This is a genomic window from Polaromonas vacuolata, from assembly GCF_012584515.1.
GTDB lineage: Bacteria > Pseudomonadota > Gammaproteobacteria > Burkholderiales > Burkholderiaceae_C > Polaromonas > Polaromonas vacuolata.
The window spans coordinates 1,883,448-1,899,519 of sequence record NZ_CP051461.1 but is presented as its reverse complement, the minus strand read 5'-3'; the positions used below and the strand labels follow the sequence as shown (position 1 = coordinate 1,899,519).

The 16,072-nt window shown below is 49.1% G+C and carries 16 protein-coding genes; 11 read left to right on the top strand and 5 right to left on the bottom strand.

Features of this window, described 5'->3' with window-relative positions; genetic code table 11:
- Window positions 1–65: 65 nt before the first annotated feature.
- The 7 genes from HC248_RS08670 to HC248_RS08640 all read left to right on the top strand — a co-directional run bounded on the left by HC248_RS08670 (window position 66) and on the right by HC248_RS08640 (window position 7,174).
- On the top strand, window positions 66–509 hold the full coding sequence (locus tag HC248_RS08670) for a type IV pilin protein (protein ID WP_238342798.1): 444 nt from the start codon (window positions 66–68) through the stop codon (window positions 507–509).
- Entirely contained in the window at window positions 503–1,036 is a 534-nt protein-coding gene (locus HC248_RS08665) for a GspH/FimT family pseudopilin (RefSeq protein WP_168923760.1), read from the top strand. The genes HC248_RS08670 and HC248_RS08665 overlap by 7 nt, the downstream gene beginning before the upstream one ends.
- Entirely contained in the window at window positions 1,033–1,515 is a 483-nt protein-coding gene (locus HC248_RS08660; RefSeq protein WP_168922144.1) for a type IV pilus modification PilV family protein, read from the top strand. The genes HC248_RS08665 and HC248_RS08660 overlap by 4 nt, the downstream gene beginning before the upstream one ends.
- Window positions 1,512–2,642 (top strand): PilW family protein, encoded by a 1,131-nt coding sequence (locus HC248_RS08655; RefSeq protein WP_168922143.1) that lies wholly within the window; start codon window positions 1,512–1,514, stop codon window positions 2,640–2,642. The genes HC248_RS08660 and HC248_RS08655 overlap by 4 nt, the downstream gene beginning before the upstream one ends.
- On the top strand, window positions 2,642–3,235 hold the full coding sequence (locus HC248_RS08650; protein WP_168922142.1) for a pilus assembly PilX family protein: 594 nt from the start codon (window positions 2,642–2,644) through the stop codon (window positions 3,233–3,235). Before HC248_RS08655 ends, HC248_RS08650 begins: the two co-directional genes overlap by 1 nt.
- Before the next feature lie 119 nt (window positions 3,236–3,354).
- Window positions 3,355–6,738: a pilus assembly protein gene (locus HC248_RS08645; RefSeq protein WP_168922141.1), complete on the top strand. Its 3,384-nt coding sequence runs from the start codon at window positions 3,355–3,357 to the stop codon at window positions 6,736–6,738.
- Window positions 6,739–6,778: 40 nt separating this feature from the next.
- Window positions 6,779–7,174, top strand: a complete 396-nt coding sequence (locus HC248_RS08640; protein WP_168922140.1) for a hypothetical protein — start codon at window positions 6,779–6,781, stop codon at window positions 7,172–7,174.
- A 50-nt stretch (window positions 7,175–7,224) separates the two neighbouring features.
- Here the strand turns inward: HC248_RS08640 and HC248_RS08635 are convergent, their stop codons facing one another.
- From HC248_RS08635 to lptF, 5 genes are all read right to left on the bottom strand, one after another.
- Window positions 7,225–8,418 (bottom strand): pyridoxal phosphate-dependent aminotransferase, encoded by a 1,194-nt coding sequence (locus HC248_RS08635; RefSeq protein WP_168922139.1) that lies wholly within the window; start codon window positions 8,416–8,418, stop codon window positions 7,225–7,227.
- Window positions 8,419–8,467: 49 nt separating this feature from the next.
- Window positions 8,468–9,412 (bottom strand): CysB family HTH-type transcriptional regulator, encoded by a 945-nt coding sequence (locus tag HC248_RS08630; RefSeq protein WP_168922138.1) that lies wholly within the window; start codon window positions 9,410–9,412, stop codon window positions 8,468–8,470.
- A gap of 90 nt (window positions 9,413–9,502) precedes the next feature.
- Window positions 9,503–9,901, bottom strand: coding sequence for a sirohydrochlorin chelatase (locus HC248_RS08625; protein WP_168922137.1), 399 nt, complete (start codon window positions 9,899–9,901; stop codon window positions 9,503–9,505).
- 11 nt (window positions 9,902–9,912) lie between these two features.
- On the bottom strand, window positions 9,913–11,061 hold the full coding sequence (gene lptG / locus HC248_RS08620; protein ID WP_168922136.1) for an LPS export ABC transporter permease LptG: 1,149 nt from the start codon (window positions 11,059–11,061) through the stop codon (window positions 9,913–9,915).
- Window positions 11,058–12,179, bottom strand: a complete 1,122-nt coding sequence (gene lptF / locus HC248_RS08615) for an LPS export ABC transporter permease LptF (protein WP_168923759.1) — start codon at window positions 12,177–12,179, stop codon at window positions 11,058–11,060. Before lptF ends, lptG begins: the two co-directional genes overlap by 4 nt.
- Before the next feature lie 65 nt (window positions 12,180–12,244).
- On the opposite strand from lptF, the gene HC248_RS08610 reads away from it, so the two are divergent.
- The 4 genes from HC248_RS08610 (at window position 12,245) to HC248_RS08595 (ending at window position 16,017) form a co-directional block, all read left to right on the top strand.
- Entirely contained in the window at window positions 12,245–13,846 is a 1,602-nt protein-coding gene (locus HC248_RS08610; protein WP_168922135.1) for a leucyl aminopeptidase, read from the top strand.
- The gene (locus HC248_RS08605; protein WP_168922134.1) at window positions 13,843–14,304 is read left to right on the top strand and encodes a DNA polymerase III subunit chi; all 462 of its coding nucleotides are present in this window, start codon (window positions 13,843–13,845) and stop codon (window positions 14,302–14,304) included. The genes HC248_RS08610 and HC248_RS08605 overlap by 4 nt, the downstream gene beginning before the upstream one ends.
- Window positions 14,301–14,711, top strand: coding sequence for a hypothetical protein (locus tag HC248_RS08600; RefSeq protein ID WP_168922133.1), 411 nt, complete (start codon window positions 14,301–14,303; stop codon window positions 14,709–14,711). Before HC248_RS08605 ends, HC248_RS08600 begins: the two co-directional genes overlap by 4 nt.
- A 175-nt stretch (window positions 14,712–14,886) precedes the next feature.
- On the top strand, window positions 14,887–16,017 hold the full coding sequence (locus HC248_RS08595) for a branched-chain amino acid ABC transporter substrate-binding protein (protein ID WP_168922132.1): 1,131 nt from the start codon (window positions 14,887–14,889) through the stop codon (window positions 16,015–16,017).
- The last annotated feature ends 55 nt before the right edge of the window (window positions 16,018–16,072 follow it).

The window sequence follows — 16,072 nt, the reverse complement described above, 5'->3', positions numbered from 1 at the left end:
AATTGCTTAGTTCTCCCAATTTAATTGGGCGCAACTAAATGGCTTCGCAAAGGCTTAGATACGTGATGAAAACTAAGTACATCAATGGGTTCACGCTCATAGAGCTGTTAATCACAGTGGCAGTGGTTGGAATTTTGACATCCATCGCATTGCCGTCTTACTCACGCTATATCGCGCGTGGAAAAATCACTGACGCAATGGCCGCGCTGGCCGATTACAGCGTCAAGATGGAGCAATACTTTCAGGACAATCGCAACTACGGCAGCGCCAATACCGCCTGCCCTGTGACGGCGGCCAACAGCCTTTACTTTGTTTATTCGTGCCAAGTTGGTGCAACAACACCTAGCGATTCTTATATCGCCACCGCGAGCAGCATTGCCGGCGCTTTGGGTACAACGGCTGCTGACTACCGCTACACGATTAATCAGTCCAACGCCAAGACCAGCAACCGTTTTGAAGGTGCGACGCTGAGTAAAAATTGCTGGCTAGTTAAAGGCAACGAATGCTAATCAATCCACGACGTCACGGTTTTACGATGATTGAGATGATGATTAGCATCTCAATTGTTGCTATCTTGATAGCCTTGGCCGTACCGTCTTTCAAAATCATGCTGGCCAACGCTCAGATACGCACGGCAGGTCAAGGTTTGCTAGATGGTATGCAACTGGCAAGGGTTCAAGCGATACGGCTCAATGAACGGGTGATTTTCACTAAAGACACTCAGAGCGGATGGACGGTGAAGGTTGAAAGCGCACTACTTGTAATCGTGCAGAGCCGTGTTTTCACAGAAGGATCAAGTGCCGCACTGGTTACCGTTACGCCCAGTGCTGCAACCCAAATGACTTTCGACGGTTTGGGGCGAGTCAAAACCAACACAGATTTAAGCAGCACGCTGACGCAGTTGGACATCAGTGTACCCATCACGCTTATTGCTGCTGCTGATGCGCGACCTTTGCGCATCACTACCAACAGCGGTGGTGCGATTAGGTTGTGTGATCCGAATGCACCTGTCGGTGCGGGGACGGCTTGCTTATGAATTACCTTACCAAGATAAAAACTAATCTAAAGCCGCAAACCGGTAGTGCGTTGCTAGAGGCTTTATTTGCGGTTTTGATTTTCTCTATTGGCTTGTTGGCACTGATCGCCCTGCAAGTGGTTTCTATCAAGAACAGCATTGATGCCAAATACCGTGCCGATGCGTCTTTACTGATTAACCAAATCATTGCGCAGATGTGGGTAGATCGCTCCAATATTGATAACTACGGCCACTACCAAACCGGCCCAGTTTGTGGCTTTACGGGTTCGGCCTCGGCAAACGTATCGGGATGGACCTCACCTGTGACCGCTTGGCTTACCCAAGTAAATCTGGCACTGCCGGGAAGTGCTGTGAATACAACGCAGATATTGGTTAGTAACTCTGGCAGCACCAAGCAAGTTTCGGTGACTATTTGTTGGAAAGGACCGCAGGAAACGACTACCCACAACCAAGTAGCGACTGCGCAAATTAATCCATGAAAAAATTTACCGCTTCGAACCAAAACGGCGTTAGCTTGATAGAGACCATGGTTGGGTTAGTGCTGGGTATTTTGGTCACATTAGTCATCACCCAAGTCTGGGGTTTATTTGAAAGCCAAAAACAACGCAGCATTAGCAGCACGTCGGCTCAGTCTAGCGGTTTGCTGGCAATGACTGAGCTTGAACAAGATATTCGCAGTGCTGGTGCGGGACTTAATAATTCATTGGCATTTTCCTGTGCCAATGTTTATAGCTACTTTCAAAATGGTAATGTTTCTGTCTCACCCATACCCGCCTATGCAGGTGCTCTGGGTTTGATTCCGGTGCAGATCACGGACGGTGGCAGCGGCGCTAATAGTTCTGACACTTTAATTGTCAAGCGTGGCGCTGATTTTCTCGGCTCTATCGCCACGACGATTACGACCACCATGCCGTCGTCTTCGTCAGAACTCAATGTTAGTTCAACAGCCGGTTTCTTTGTCGATGATGTAGTTGTGGCAGTTGACAGTAGCAGCGGAGTTTGCACTGTTATGAAGCTCACGCAAGTGCAGGCCTCAGCGTCTAAACTGCAACACAATCCTGGTGGAACACCTTCTAACAACCCGTCTAACTCGTTTCAAAACACTAACGGTTGGCCGGCATATCCTAGTGGTGCGCAACTGTTTAAGGTCGGTGAATTGCTCTCCCATGTCTATGCCGTGAACATCAAGAATGAATTGTCTTTGGTGGACTATACCGATGCTTTGGTCGCGACTACATCGGCACTTGCACCCGATATTGTCACTATCAAGGCCCAGTATGGCGTGGCCAATACGGGTAGTCAAAATGTCAGCGCTTGGGTCAAGGCCGATGCCGCTAGCGGCTGGAATGTGCTTAACGCTGACAAGGTCATGCGCATCAAGGCCATTCGTCTCGTAGTGGTTTCCAGAAGTACGAAAAAAGAAGCGACTAACGTTAGTTTTCCCTGTACCAACAGCACCGGCACAGTGCTCAATGCAAACGGGCCATGTGCTTGGTCCGATAGCGAGCCTTTAATTAATCTGAGCGGCAGTACTGATTGGCAGCAATATCGCTACCGGGTTTACCAAACCATTATTCCGATTCGCAACATCATCTGGGCCAGCTGATGAAAACCTTGCACAAACATTTACCCTTTTTTAAAAGCGCACAACACGGCGTAGCGCTGGTAATTTCCTTGATCGCATTAATCGCCATGACGCTAGCTGGCTTGGCCTTAATGCGATCGGTAAACACTGGCAATGTAATTTCTGGAAACTTAGCTTTCCGGCAAGCAACATTGCAAGCCACTGATGTTGGCGTTGAAGCAGCATTTACCTTGTTATCCGGCCTAGCTATCACTGCGCCAGATGCCAATTTCCCAGTTAATTGTGTGTTGGGTACTTGCAATTATTATTCGACCCGACTCGATAGTTTAAGTACCTCAGGTATACCGACATTAATCGACTGGAGCCTAGTGCCCAAGGCAACGTTGAATCAAAGTTATAGCGTGCAATACGTGATTGATAGGCTGTGTGATGGCCCTACACCAGTTACCGATATTGCCAGTAAATGTATGAATAACGCCAGTCAAGCGGTAGGTAGTAAAAAAGCCGGTGCCGTGACTTTTAGCTCAGCAAATCAGGTTTTTTATCGGGCCACTGTTCGCGTTACCGGACCGCGCAATACGAATAGTTTTGTGCAAGTTATTTATGCGGTTTAAAACTTAGGCAAAACTCTTAATTATTTTTTATTATTTTTTATTATTTTTAAATTTTTTTAAGCTATTTTTTCTATAGCTGCTCTAAAGGCAAATTTCAAATTCAATGAAGAAGAAAAATCATGAATAAGAACTTATTTAAACCCCATCCGTTCAACCTTGTGCTGTGTCTTTTCCTAATCTGCGCGGGTGATGTGAAATTAGCCCTTGCCGCAACGACTGACATTGCCAACACACCTATGGCCACCACCACCATGGTGACGCCAAATGTGCTGGTGATTTACGATAACTCTCAATCCATGGATGCCTTTATGAATGGCGTTATGGTCTCTGGCAACAATCCCAACACGCGTGGCAATATTGGTCGTGCTGTTATGCGCAATGCATTTTTGACTTATCGAAATGCTTTTAACTGGGGTTTGATGACATACGCAGTAACCAGTAATAACGGCCCTTACAGCACCTATGCATACTATTTGGGCAGTACGTTAGGGATGGTTTTTACCAGTAACTGCACCGGTTATAGCGCCGGTGTTTTCAACGGTGTGCCGGCACAAGCAGGCACGTCAACTTCTGGCGGCGGTAAATGTATCGCCAACCCTCAGCCCTCAACAGGGCGTGAGTTCGTCACTTTTAATCTCAGCTCGGATGATTCAAATATCGTCGACGTTTTGTATTACGGCAGCTATTCAGGTTTGCCCACATACGCGCAACTGTGGGCACCAGCGATTAATTCATCCAATCCGACGACTTATAGCTGGTATGAAAATCACACTAGCAATGTGTCGACTTGGAATGTTCCTGCGGATTTTAATAATCCTATTTTTTCGTCTACTCTCACCCCCACCGATGCTGGTTTTGTTCCCAGTAACTCTGGTGCAAGTTCACCAAACAATATTTCACGCTCACTGTATCTGCCCAGGGGTTGGGGTTATCTCGCTAACGTTAGTGGTGGTGGAACGCTTAATGAGGCGGTGATGACGGACTCAACAACTCATTTCAATAAACTCCAATCGCTGCTTGGCAATGAGACCAGTAGTGCGACCGGTGAAATTAAAAATAGCGCAATCTTCACCACGCTTAAAGGCACACTAAATTCAGCAAAGACTTATTTTTCTAGCGGCCTGGGTAGCCCGAATTTTTCACCCATCACACAAAGTTGCCAGCAAAATTTCGTCATGCTAGTGACCGACGGCCTACCCACAGGCAATGCCAGTGGTGCACTCTACTCAGAGAGCGATAGAACCAACACTTGTCTATGGAGTAAGGTGACCAACTCTTGCACCGGTGGCGTGTTGGGTGTGGCGGCAAATGATGCGATTCAATCCGTACAAGATTTACGCACCCTTATAGCGGGTAGTTTGAGTTCGACTAGGAAAGACGGTACCGGATTGGTAACCGGTAAATTCGATGTGCAAACTTATGTCGTGGCGTTGGGCGATACTCTGGCAAACCCCAATGCTTTATCGGTCATGGATGCGATGGCCTATGGTGGCGGTACAGATGCTTCTATTGCGGCGTCGGATTCGGCTACATTTCAAGCCGCCATTACCAGCGTGACTGAAGACATAATTGCCAAAGTAGGTGCAGCGTCTGCAGTAGCCGTAGCCAATGCGCACGTTACTTCCACGGATAACGCATCTTATGCGTCTAGCTACAACTCTGGAACGTGGAGCGGAGATGTCAATGCCTACTCGATTGATTTAACGACAGGTCTGCCGTCTACTGTTTCTCTTTGGAGTGCAGGTTCAGCGGCTACGCAACTCGATCTTCGCCAAGCCTCCAGCCGATACATAGTTTCATCTCCAGACGCTGCGGGCGCTATAGGCGGCATACAGTTTCAACCCAGCAATGCATTGAGCACGACTAAATTAAGCGCTTCACAGCAGACCTTGTTAAATACAACGGCCAGCATTGACGGTGCGGCAGTGCTGGCTTATTTACGTGGAGACCGCAGCGGTGAGACCGCGCTAACTTACCGCGCTCGCGCGCATTTGTTAGGCGACATCATTAATGCTGAACCACTGCTGGTGCGCGAGCCAAGCGCCAGTTATTCAGACACCGGCTACACCAGTTTCAAGCAAACCAATAGCGCAAGAAGCCGCGTGCTTTACCAGGCCGCTAACGACGGTATGCTGCACGCGTTTGCTGCGGCTAGCGGCGCTGAACTTTGGGCTTTCGTGCCAAATTTAGTACTCTCAAGTCTTAACAATCTCAGCCGAAGCAGCGGCTTTTCACACCAATACACAGTCGATGGCACGCCAGTGTCTGGCGATGTTGATTTCAATAACGTAGGCGGTAACAACAACACGGTTGATTGGCGAACAATTTTGGTGGGTGGATTGGCCAAAGGTGGACGTGGTTACTATGCCCTTGATGTCACTAACGCCAATGCGGCAAGTGAAGCCGCGGTAAGCGGAAAAGTGCTTTGGGAGTTTCCCAACAGCGTATCGAATGCGGGTATTCGCAGCACTGCCAAGCTCAATATGGGCTACTCATTTGGTAGACCGGTGATTGTCAAAACGCTGGCCAAGGGTTGGGTAGTCCTCGTGAGTTCTGGCTATAACAACGGTACAAATAGCGGAGAAAGTGGCGGGGACGGCTTGGGACATTTGTATGTGCTCAATCCTAAAACAGGGGATTTGATCGCTGACATTCCAACTACAGGCTGTACCACTAGTCCAAACATTAATCCCTGCGGTTTGTCGGAGCTCAGTGCTTACGTCTCCAACGGTGACATCGACAATACCACTGACTATGTTTATGGCGGAGACCTTAAAGGCAATCTGTGGCGCTTTGACTTAAGTGGAAACACCGTCAATCAATGGCAAGTCGCTAAATTTGCGACTCTGAAAGACGGCAATGCAGTTGCGCAGCCCATCACCACTGCGCCTGAGCTGACATTGACCAGCGACGGTCGTATGGTTTATGTGGGAACGGGTCAATATTTAGGTTCAACTGATATTGCCGGTTCAATCGGTGCGAACAGTAACGCCAGCCAGACGCAAACGATTTATGGTTTGAAGGACTCATTTGTGGCACTGACAGACCCGGTGCGTTCGGTATTGCAGCAACAGACTTTTACGACTAGCGGCAACAACCGTGTCAGCTCTAACAACAGCGTCGATTACGCAGTTAAAAAAGGCTGGTTTATAGACTTACCCAGTAGCGGTGAGCGTATAAATACTAATCCTGCACTAGCGGGTAAGACGCTGGTCTTTAGCAGCAATATCCCTAACCTAACCGTCTGCCAGCCTGGCGGTAGTAGTTGGGCATATTTTCTTAATATTAGAACTGGCGGCTTGGTTGAGAATTCAACGCTGAGCTGGTCTGGTGTATTTTTGGGTAATGCTTTGGCCAGTCGACCGGTGTTAATTCAACTACCCAGCGGAAAAATTGTCTCGCTGGTTAGAACATCAGACGCCCAGACTATTAAGCAAGATGTGCCTGTCTCAAGCATTGCTTTCATCCCAAAAAGAACCTCTTGGCGCGAATTATTTAATTGATTACTCGCTTTGGCCGTTTGAAATTCTAAGGAATATGTCTATGACTAAAATTTCACTGCTCGCTGTCATATCAGTATTTAACTGGATTCAATTACCGGCTCATGCCGTGACGACAGGGCCGAGTTCGTCTCAAGCTAGCTCACCTTCTGCGCTTGCAGTTATTAAAATTGAAAGAGGCGGCACGATTAACAGCATAGATTTAAAGAAAAAATTAATACTGGTTGACGGCGTAAGTTGGTCGCTGGCGGACGCATCCGTCAAAGGCATTGCGTCGGCTTCGAATGGATTAAAGACAAGCCAATTTGAGTCGACCCTAGGGCTTTCCGATCTCAAGCCGGGAATGCCTATTCGCTTCGTCACCGTGAAAAAAAATACATCTAACCAAGATCAAATACTGGAAATTATTGTGACGGTATCGCAAGTTATGCGGCCATAACTTTAACTAAAAAAATTGCTACTTTTGTAGTTTGAATCTTTGCAGCAATCCTACAGTTTGGCTAAGCGCGCTAGTGCAGCTTCTAACGTTTGGTCTTTTTTGGCAAAGCAAAAGCGCACCACACGCTGATCGAAACCGTCGCCATAAAAAGCCGATAGCGGAATGGCTGCCACACCGATTTCTGTGGTCAGCCATTTGCAAAAATCAGCCTCGTTCAAACTACTCACAGCTGAGATGTCTACGCACTGAAAGTATGTTCCCTCACTAGGCAGTAATTTAAAACGTGAGCCGGCCAATCCACTGCGAAAAAGGTCTCGTTTGCGTTGATAAAAAGCCGGTAAGTCTAGATAAGGTTTTGCGTCCGCCATATAGGCCGCCAGCGCATACTGCACGGGCGTATTGACGGTGAAAACATTGAATTGGTGGACCTTGCGAAACTCGGCCGTTAAAGCAGCGGGGGCTGCAACATAGCCGACTTTCCAGCCAGTGACGTGATAGGTTTTACCAAAGCTGCTGACAATAAAAGCACGTGCAGCGAGCCTTGAAAAAAGAATCGCACTTTGGTGTGCACAGCCCTTGTCGGCGTCAAAAACCATGTGCTCATAGACCTCGTCGCTGATTAATAAAACTTCAGTCGGCGCGAGGATTTCTTCTAATCTAAGCATGTCCGCTTTAGTCCAGACAGTGGCGCTGGGGTTGTGCGGTGAGTTGATGATGATGGCGCGTGTTTTGGGCGTGATGGCGGCACTGATCTTGTCAAAGTCTGGCCTGAAACTACCCGGTACTAACGGCACGCGCACAACCACACCACCGGCCAGTTCGATATTCGGTACATAGCTGTCGTAGCAGGGCTCTAACACTATGACTTCGTCACCGGCATGCACGACGGCCAATATGATGGTGATGATGGCTTGGGTCGCACCCGCGGTGACGGTTATTTCACTGTCTGCACTGTATTTTCCGCCGTACAGCAACTGCAGCTTGTCTGAAATCGCTTGGCGCAAAACCGGAACACCAGCCATGGGCGGGTATTGATTCAGACCTTGTGTCATAGCCTGTGTGACATCTGCGACCAGCTTGGGATCGCAATTGAAATCAGGAAAACCTTGACCTAGATTGACCGCACCACTTTCCTGGGCCAAGCTGGACATTACCGTAAAAATAGTTGTGCCCACGGCCGGAAGCTTGGTGGTCAACAACGGTGTTCTTGGCGATGTGTTTTGCTGCGTGTTTTGCGTTTGCATAAGTTCGCTTATTGATTGATTTACTCAGTGACTTTTAGATGACAAAGATTTAAAAATCGTCTTCGGTCAAATGACCGGCCATGGCTCGGGTAACTAATTTTCTGTCTAACTTATCACTGAGCAACTCGGCAAATTTATAGACAAAATTTCTCAAGTAAGCGCTGCGCTTAAAGGCAATGCGGGCCACGTTCACGCCAAACAATGTGCCCACAGGAATAGCCACCAAGTCAGCGTTAGTGCCGTCATCGTGCATGGCCATTTCAGCGACTATTCCCACGCCCAAGCCCAGCCGTACATAAGTTTTAATCACGTCGGAATCAATGGCTTCCAACGCTATACGCGGCTGCAAGCGAGCGGCAGCAAACGCTAAGTCAATCTTGGTGCGGCCAGTAAAAGAAGGGTGGTAGGTGATTAGCGGCTCAAGCGCTAATTCTTCTAGCGTGATGTCGGTTTTACCCGCCAGCGGATGCGCTAAAGGCATGACCAATACATGCTGCCATTCGTAACAGGGTAGAGTGATGAGCTCGTCGTATTGGGTGAGTGACTCGGTGGCGATACCGATTTCTGCAACTTCATCTATCACCATGCGTGCGACTTGATCGGGCGAGCCTTGATGCAGGCTGACATTGACTTTGGGAAAGGCTTCGCGCAAGCGTGCTACTGGTTGCGGCAACACATAGCGCGCTTGAGTGTGGGTGGTGGCGATTGAAAGCGTACCCGTGTCTTGGGCTGAATATTGCTCGCCGATACGGCGTAAATTACCTACCTCGCGCATGATCAGGGCTATGCTTTTGAGCACATGCTCGCCGGGCTCTGTGACTCTTTTAAGGCGTTTGCCGTGACGCGCAAAAATCTCGACACCAAGTTCTTCCTCCAGCTCAATAATGGCTTTTGAAACCCCGGGCTGTGAGGTGTGCAGTGCTCTGGCCGTTTCGGTCAGATTGAGGTTTCGCCTAACGGCTTCTTGGACGAATCGAAATTGATGGAGGTTCATATCAAAAGTAGGCTAATGTTTGATTTCATTATGCCTTTTCGCATTTCTCACACAAGCGTTGATCTAGTCCTTGTAGCTCTTAAATTCTAATTAAGCCAGTGCTAAATCCGCCATTAACGCGATTAAGGCGGGGTTTTCGCCCGCTGTGGCCATTAATTCAACCTCGGTTTGCGGATGGGTGGCGCGGATTTCACTAACCAGCAGTGGTAAATCCTCACGCGCATGTTTGCCAACGCCTAAAAACAGCGGAAATATCTTTACCCGTTCAGCGCCGTCTTTAATTAAGGCCGCAGCAGCAGCTGGCAGACTAGGTTCACACAGTTCGAGATAAGCACAAACAACCGGTGTGGCTGGCTCACGACTGCGAATTTGCGCCGCCACGGCTTCCATGGGTAAGCGCCAGTTGGGGTCACGCGAGCCGTGACCGAAAAGTACTATGCCCAGCTGTGAAGCAGGCTTTATTTGTGGATTTGAGGTAAGGCTATTCATGTGTGTTCGTATTATCGTCTGAGCACTAAAACACTGAACGCACCCAGCGATGCGGCCATATAAAGTAGGCCTGGCGCTGCCGCCGCAATCCATGGCTGCCAGTTGCGCAAATTGCCGACATAACCAAAAACATTGTTAAGCAAAAAGAAGCTGATACCCAACATCACACCGGCAAAGACATAGCCGGCTATTCCACCCGAGCGAAAGTGCAGGTAAGCAAACGGTAGGGCAAGTATCACCATCACAAGACAGCTAAGCGGGTAGAAAACTTTTTTCCAAAATTCAATCTCATAGCGCTGAGCGGTTTGACCATTAGCATCTAGATGTCGAATGTAGTTAAGCAAGTCCAGCGTAGCCATGCGATCAGGTTTGAGCAGGGCAACTGAGACCATTTCTTCGGTCAAGTCAGTGGCCCAGCGGTAATTTGCGATTTCACTATTGTTCACCCGCGGCGGCGCTTTGCTGCTGCTGACCTCGCCAGCACTTTGTTTGGGTATGGCTAGCTCGGTGCGAGTAGCTTGTTCAAGTATCCACGCGTTGCCGTCTGAGAAAACAGCTTTAGGTGCTTTGGTGATGGAGACCATAAAGCCCTGGTTGTTGAATTCCAGAATCTGAACACCTTGCATTTCATTATTGGGTGTGAGGATTTTGATATTGGCGACGTAACTGTTGTAGGCCTTTTTCTCACGCAGCCAAGCGCCTGTTTGACCTACCGTGATGCTGTTTTGGTAGCGACCCTTCAGCAATTGCGCTGTGCGGTCTGAAAGCGGCGCAAGGTAATCACCCACGACAAAACTAAAGACAACAAAAAATAAACCAATGCCCAGCAGCAACCGCAGTGCACGCCAAGGCCCTAAACCGCTGGTGCGCAAAATCGTGAATTCAGAACTTTGTGCCAGTCTAGCCATCACGAAGATTGTGCCTATCAATACTGAGATCGGGAGTAACTCGTAGAGGTGATTGGGTACTAGCAAAGTCACGTAAAGCAGCGCGTGCTTGATTTGATAGATTTCGCCCAAGCCCGCTAAGCCATTGTTTTTGCCAATGTATTGCAACTCGTCAACTAGATCAAAAAAATAAAACAGTGATAAAAAACCCAATGCCACTAGGGCGATAGAGCTAATAACTTCACCATAAATCAGACGTCTTATGGTTTTCATACTGAAGTTTTCTCGGTGACTGGGTTGCGACTGTTCATGCGCAGCATTGATTTGAGTGTCCAGTTGCTATGGCGCTTAGCCAGCCATGCCAAGCCAAGCAGCAACACACCGCCATGTAGCGTGATTAGAAATCCACCAAAACTCACCAAGCCGCTATAAATCCAATTTTGGCCGAGGTTGAGTAAATTGTTGTAGACGATAAAAGTCAGAAGTACAAATATCATGTTGCCACTGCGACCGCCGCGCGGGTTGACGCTAGCGAGTGCTACGGCCAAAACCACAAGATTGAGGGCTGAAAGCAAAAGACCTAGTCGCCAAGCTAATTCACTTCGGTTAACCAGAGACGGCGCCTTGAGCAGATCGCGCGTAGACAAAAGCTTGGCTTCAGTAGCTTCCGCTGCCAAGGTGTTTGTCGTGCCAGTATTCGTGCCATATTCTTGAAACTCACTGATTTTTAGTGCATTTTTGCCTTCAATACGTTCGACTCTCTGACCGTTTTCTAAAAGCAGCAGTTGGTCTTTCCCACGCATTTCAATGCGTCCGGAGTTGGCTGTGATTACAGTGTTCTTGCCGTTGGTGTTTGCCGAAATAAAAACATTGTTACTGGTTTTTTTTGCTGACTCGGTTCCCGCATCAATAAAAAACACCCTACTTCCGTTGGATGATTCTTGGAATTGCCCAGGCGCGATACGGTCTAAATCACTGCGACTTTCGTAACGTTCACGCATGTCTTGGGTTTGCTGGTTGGCCCAAGGCCAAACGAACATTGACATCAGGGTAATGATGAGTAAAACCGGCCAAGCAAAGCGGTACAGTGGCCGTAAAAATCCCCATAAGCCCTGGCCGCTGGTGAACCAGACCACCATTTCGCTGTCCCTATACATGCGCGAGAGTGTGCTCACCATGGCGATAAAAAGAGACAGCGAGAGTATGGTCGGCAGCCGTCCCATAGCCGAATAGGCCATGAACAGCATCACGTCTTGTGGGTCTATTGAACCGCGCGAGGCTTGGCCAAGCGTGCGGATAAGCACAATAGTCATCACGATAGTGATTAAAACCACCAACGTGGCACCGAAACTGCGGGCTAATTCTTTGCGGATCGAAGATTGGAATAACATTGACACGTGGCGTGTTTTTGCGCTTAGCGCTTTACTTAAAAATATAGACTGACAAACCCCCAATTATGAACTTTGAAATTAAACCTTTAAGTAATGAGCGTGTGTGCGCTGAAAAATGTGATGCTCTGGTGGTTTTGTTGCCGCATAACTTTCAAGCGGGAGAAGATGCCGTATCAGCGCTTGCAAGCTTGGCCTTAAAGTCTGGCGACCTTCAGGCTAAAACCGGTCAGTTGCTCACAACCTACCGACCCACGGACATGGCGGCTACTCGCTTGGTTCTGGTCGGTGCCGGCGACGGCAGCGCCAAAAGCGTGCGCTCAGCAGTTAATGCCGCCATCTCCAGCCTTAAGGGAAGCAACGCTAAACGCGTGTTGTTAGATCTAAATTTTCTCAGCACTGCGGCTAACGCCCAAGCCAGTGCAGCTGTTTTGGCTTGCGCAGATGCTTGCTACGTCTTTACTACTACCAAACCAAAAGCCAGCGTCAGTGCAATTGAGCGCATAGTTTTCACAGCCGCCACTGCGCCAGCCGTGACAGCGATGAAAGCTGGTTTTGAGGCCGGTATTGCGCTCGCTAAAGGTATTGACTTAGCCAAAGAGTGGGGCAACCGTCCTGCCAATCATGCAACGCCCACTATGCTGGCAAATGCAGCTAAAGAATTAGGAAAATTACCCGGTATCAAAGTTGAAGTGCTGGGCCCTAAAGAAGTTGCCAAGCTAGGTATGGGTAGCTTTATGTCTGTGGCCAAAGGCTCACGCGAAGAACTACGCTTTATTGTTCTGCATTACAACGGTGCGGCAAAAACAGCAGCACCAGTGGTGTTGGTCGGTAAAGGTATTACCTTTGATACTGGCGGCATTTCTATTAAGCCTTCGGCCGATATGGATGAGATGAAGTTTGATATGTGCGGTGCTGCCAGCGTGTTGGGCACCTTTCGCACACTCGCCGATCTCAAGCCTGCCATCAATGTGGTCGGTTTGATACCTGCTTGCGAGAACATGCCAGATGGCAACGCAGTCAAACCTGGTGATGTGGTCACCAGCATGAGCGGACAGACGATTGAAAACCTCAATACCGATGCCGAAGGCCGACTGGTTTTATGCGACGCACTGACTTATGCCGAACGCTTTAAACCCGCTGCTGTAGTCGATATTGCCACCCTAACCGGTGCTTGCGTAGTCGCTCTTGGTGGTGTGCGCAGCGGTGTTTTCTCTGCGGACGAGCAATTGGTTAAACGCCTGTTAGATGCAGGTGATAGCGCATTAGATTTGTGCTGGCGCATGCCGCTAGATGACGATTACGCTGAAGGCTTGAAAAGCAATTTTGCTGACGTTGCGAATGTCGCCGGGCGTGCTGGCGGTGCAGTGACAGCGGCAAAATTTTTGCAACGTTTTACGACTAAGTACCCTTGGGCACATTTGGATATAGCCGGCACCGCTTGGAAAAGCGGTAAGGTCAAAGGCTCTACCGGTCGCCCAGTCGGTTTATTGGTTGAATTTTTGTTGGCAACTGCGGCACTTCCTGCGCAGCAATTACCTAAAGCCGCGACTAAAGCCAGCGCTAAATCAGCAGCAAATAGCGCCCAGACGACCGCGCTGAAAGTGCCGAAAGCACCGGTTAAGCGCGTCGCCAAACCTCGTCAAGCAAGTCTGATCCGCTCGGCATGACTGAGGTAGCCTTCCACGTCAATCTGGCCGACAAGCTAGGCTACGCCTGCCGCTTGTTGCGCAAGGCTTACGCCGGGGGCGCAAAAGTGCTGGTGACAGGGCAGCCTGATCAATTGCATGAGTTAGACCGCTTACTCTGGCAGTTTTCCAGTACAGATTTTGTGCCGCATTGCGCGGCAACAGCGGCCTCATCTGCCAATCCTGAACTGCACGCCATCACACTTGCAGCCAGCCCCATAGTGCTGGCGCAATCGACGGCTAGCAGTCAACACTGGCAGGTGTTGGTCAATCTCGGAGAAGAAATACCTGAGAATTTCGAACGCTTCGAGCGTCTCATCGAGTTAGTGGGTCAAGCACCTCCAGAACTCTCGGCCGCGCGCCGCCGCTGGAAGCATTACGCCGACAGAGGCTATCCGCTGAAAAAACACGAAACATCTGCCGCAGGAACTAACGCATGAGCGACTCACCCATGCCGCCGCGTTTTGTGCCCACGCTCACAGATGTGGTTCAACTCGGGGTGGCTATTCCTGCATTAACAGGCCTCAAGCAGTCTGCGGTATTGACGGCAGCCCAGCCAATTCAGCCGCCGATCATTAATTCAGAGCAAGCGCAAGAGCAAGAGCTGCCTCAAATGTCGCAAGCAATGACATTTGAGACCCAGCTAAAACTTGAAAATGAAATTCTCCACCGCGTGATGCAGCGCGTCGACAGCGCGCTTGAATCGCGCTTGCAAGATGCCGTTTCACAAATCGTTCTGGCGCATACCCAAACACTGGCACCACGCTTGCGCGAAGAGATCGAATCTGTGGTCCGCGAGACGGTCATGCAAGCGGTTTCACAAGAGTTGTATCCAAAAGTTTTTTAACTTTATTTGATGACACAATACTTCCAGGTTAATTTACATCGGATGTTTTAATCCAATCGATTAAACCTAGGGATATTGCTATACGGCAGGCGCGAAAATTGCGTTATGTTACGTGCCGTTGAGCAAAAATTTTGTTCTCAACCTTTAACGGTAATTTCCTAATCGGAGTGTTTTTATGCAGATGAAATTTAAACTGACAGTGATTGCGGCACTGGCTAGCTTGGCTGGCATGGCTTCGGCTGAGGACCTGATCGTAAAAATCGGCCATGTTGCCCCGCTTTCCGGCTCGCAAGCCCACTACGGAAAAGATAATGAAAATGGCGTCCGCATGGCCATTGAAGATCTGAACGCTCAGAACATCATGATTGGCGGCAAGAAAGCCAAGTTTGAAATCGTGGCTGAAGATGATGCCGCCGATCCAAAACAAGGCACGGCTGCTGCACAAAAGTTGTGCGATGCAAAAGTCGCTGGCGTAGTCGGTCACCTCAATTCCGGCACCACGATTCCTGCTTCTAAGATTTACAACGACTGCGGTATTCCCCATATCACCGGCGCTGCAACCAACCCTAATCTGACCAAGCCAGGCTACAACACCACCTTCCGTATCATTGCCAACGACAACGCTCTTGGCGCTGGTCTGGCTTTCTACGCGATTGATGGACTCAAGCTCAAAACTGTCGCCGTCATTGATGACCGTACAGCTTATGGCCAAGGCGTTGCTGAAGTGTTCAAACGCACCGCTTTGTCCAAAGGCATGAAGGTTGTTGACGAGCAGTTCACCACCGATAAAGCCACTGACTTCATGGCCATTTTGACAGCCGTCAAAGCCAAGAAGCCCGATGCGATTTTCTTCGGCGGTATGGATCCACAAGCTGGACCAATGCTGCGTCAGATGGAACAACTCGGCATGAGCAACGTCAAGTTTTTCGGTGGTGACGGCATCTGCACGACAGAAGTCGCCAAGCTCGCAGCCGGCGCTAAAACAGTTGAGAACATTGTTTGCGCTGAAGGCGGTGCATCGCTGGCAAAAATGCCAGGCGGCGAAGCATGGAAAAAGCGTTACGACGCCAAGTATCCAAACCAGTTCCAGGTCTACAGCCCATACACCTATGACGCTACTTTCGTTTTGGTCGACGCGATGAAACGTGCAAAGTCTAGCGATCCAAAAGTCTATTTGCCAGAGTTGATGAAGACTAACTACAAGGGCGTGACCACCACCATCGCTTTTGAGCCTAACGGCGAATTGAAGAACCCAGCGATTACTCTTTACGTCTACAAAGACGGTAAGAAAACACCGCTGAATTAATTCATGAATTGATCTTTTAGATTGATTTAAAAAGCCACCTTTCGGTGGCTTTTTT

Bases quoted from the DNA above. Each gene is read 5' to 3' on its own strand.
- HC248_RS08595 (WP_168922132.1), top strand. From the start codon at position 14,887: ATGCAGATGAAATTTAAACTGACAGTGATTGCGGCACTGGCTAGCTTG.
- HC248_RS08640 (WP_168922140.1), top strand. From the start codon at position 6,779: ATGACTAAAATTTCACTGCTCGCTGTCATATCAGTATTTAACTGGATT.
- HC248_RS08600 (WP_168922133.1), top strand. From the start codon at position 14,301: ATGAGCGACTCACCCATGCCGCCGCGTTTTGTGCCCACGCTCACAGAT.
- HC248_RS08625 (WP_168922137.1), bottom strand. From the start codon at position 9,901: ATGAATAGCCTTACCTCAAATCCACAAATAAAGCCTGCTTCACAGCTG.
- HC248_RS08660 (WP_168922144.1), top strand. From the start codon at position 1,033: ATGAATTACCTTACCAAGATAAAAACTAATCTAAAGCCGCAAACCGGT.
- HC248_RS08650 (WP_168922142.1), top strand. From the start codon at position 2,642: ATGAAAACCTTGCACAAACATTTACCCTTTTTTAAAAGCGCACAACAC.
- lptG (WP_168922136.1), bottom strand. From the start codon at position 11,061: ATGAAAACCATAAGACGTCTGATTTATGGTGAAGTTATTAGCTCTATC.
- HC248_RS08635 (WP_168922139.1), bottom strand. From the start codon at position 8,418: ATGCAAACGCAAAACACGCAGCAAAACACATCGCCAAGAACACCGTTG.
- HC248_RS08610 (WP_168922135.1), top strand. From the start codon at position 12,245: ATGAACTTTGAAATTAAACCTTTAAGTAATGAGCGTGTGTGCGCTGAA.
- HC248_RS08665 (WP_168923760.1), top strand. From the start codon at position 503: ATGCTAATCAATCCACGACGTCACGGTTTTACGATGATTGAGATGATG.
- HC248_RS08655 (WP_168922143.1), top strand. From the start codon at position 1,512: ATGAAAAAATTTACCGCTTCGAACCAAAACGGCGTTAGCTTGATAGAG.
- HC248_RS08670 (WP_238342798.1), top strand. From the start codon at position 66: ATGAAAACTAAGTACATCAATGGGTTCACGCTCATAGAGCTGTTAATC.
- HC248_RS08645 (WP_168922141.1), top strand. From the start codon at position 3,355: ATGAATAAGAACTTATTTAAACCCCATCCGTTCAACCTTGTGCTGTGT.
- lptF (WP_168923759.1), bottom strand. From the start codon at position 12,179: ATGTTATTCCAATCTTCGATCCGCAAAGAATTAGCCCGCAGTTTCGGT.
- HC248_RS08630 (WP_168922138.1), bottom strand. From the start codon at position 9,412: ATGAACCTCCATCAATTTCGATTCGTCCAAGAAGCCGTTAGGCGAAAC.
- HC248_RS08605 (WP_168922134.1), top strand. From the start codon at position 13,843: ATGACTGAGGTAGCCTTCCACGTCAATCTGGCCGACAAGCTAGGCTAC.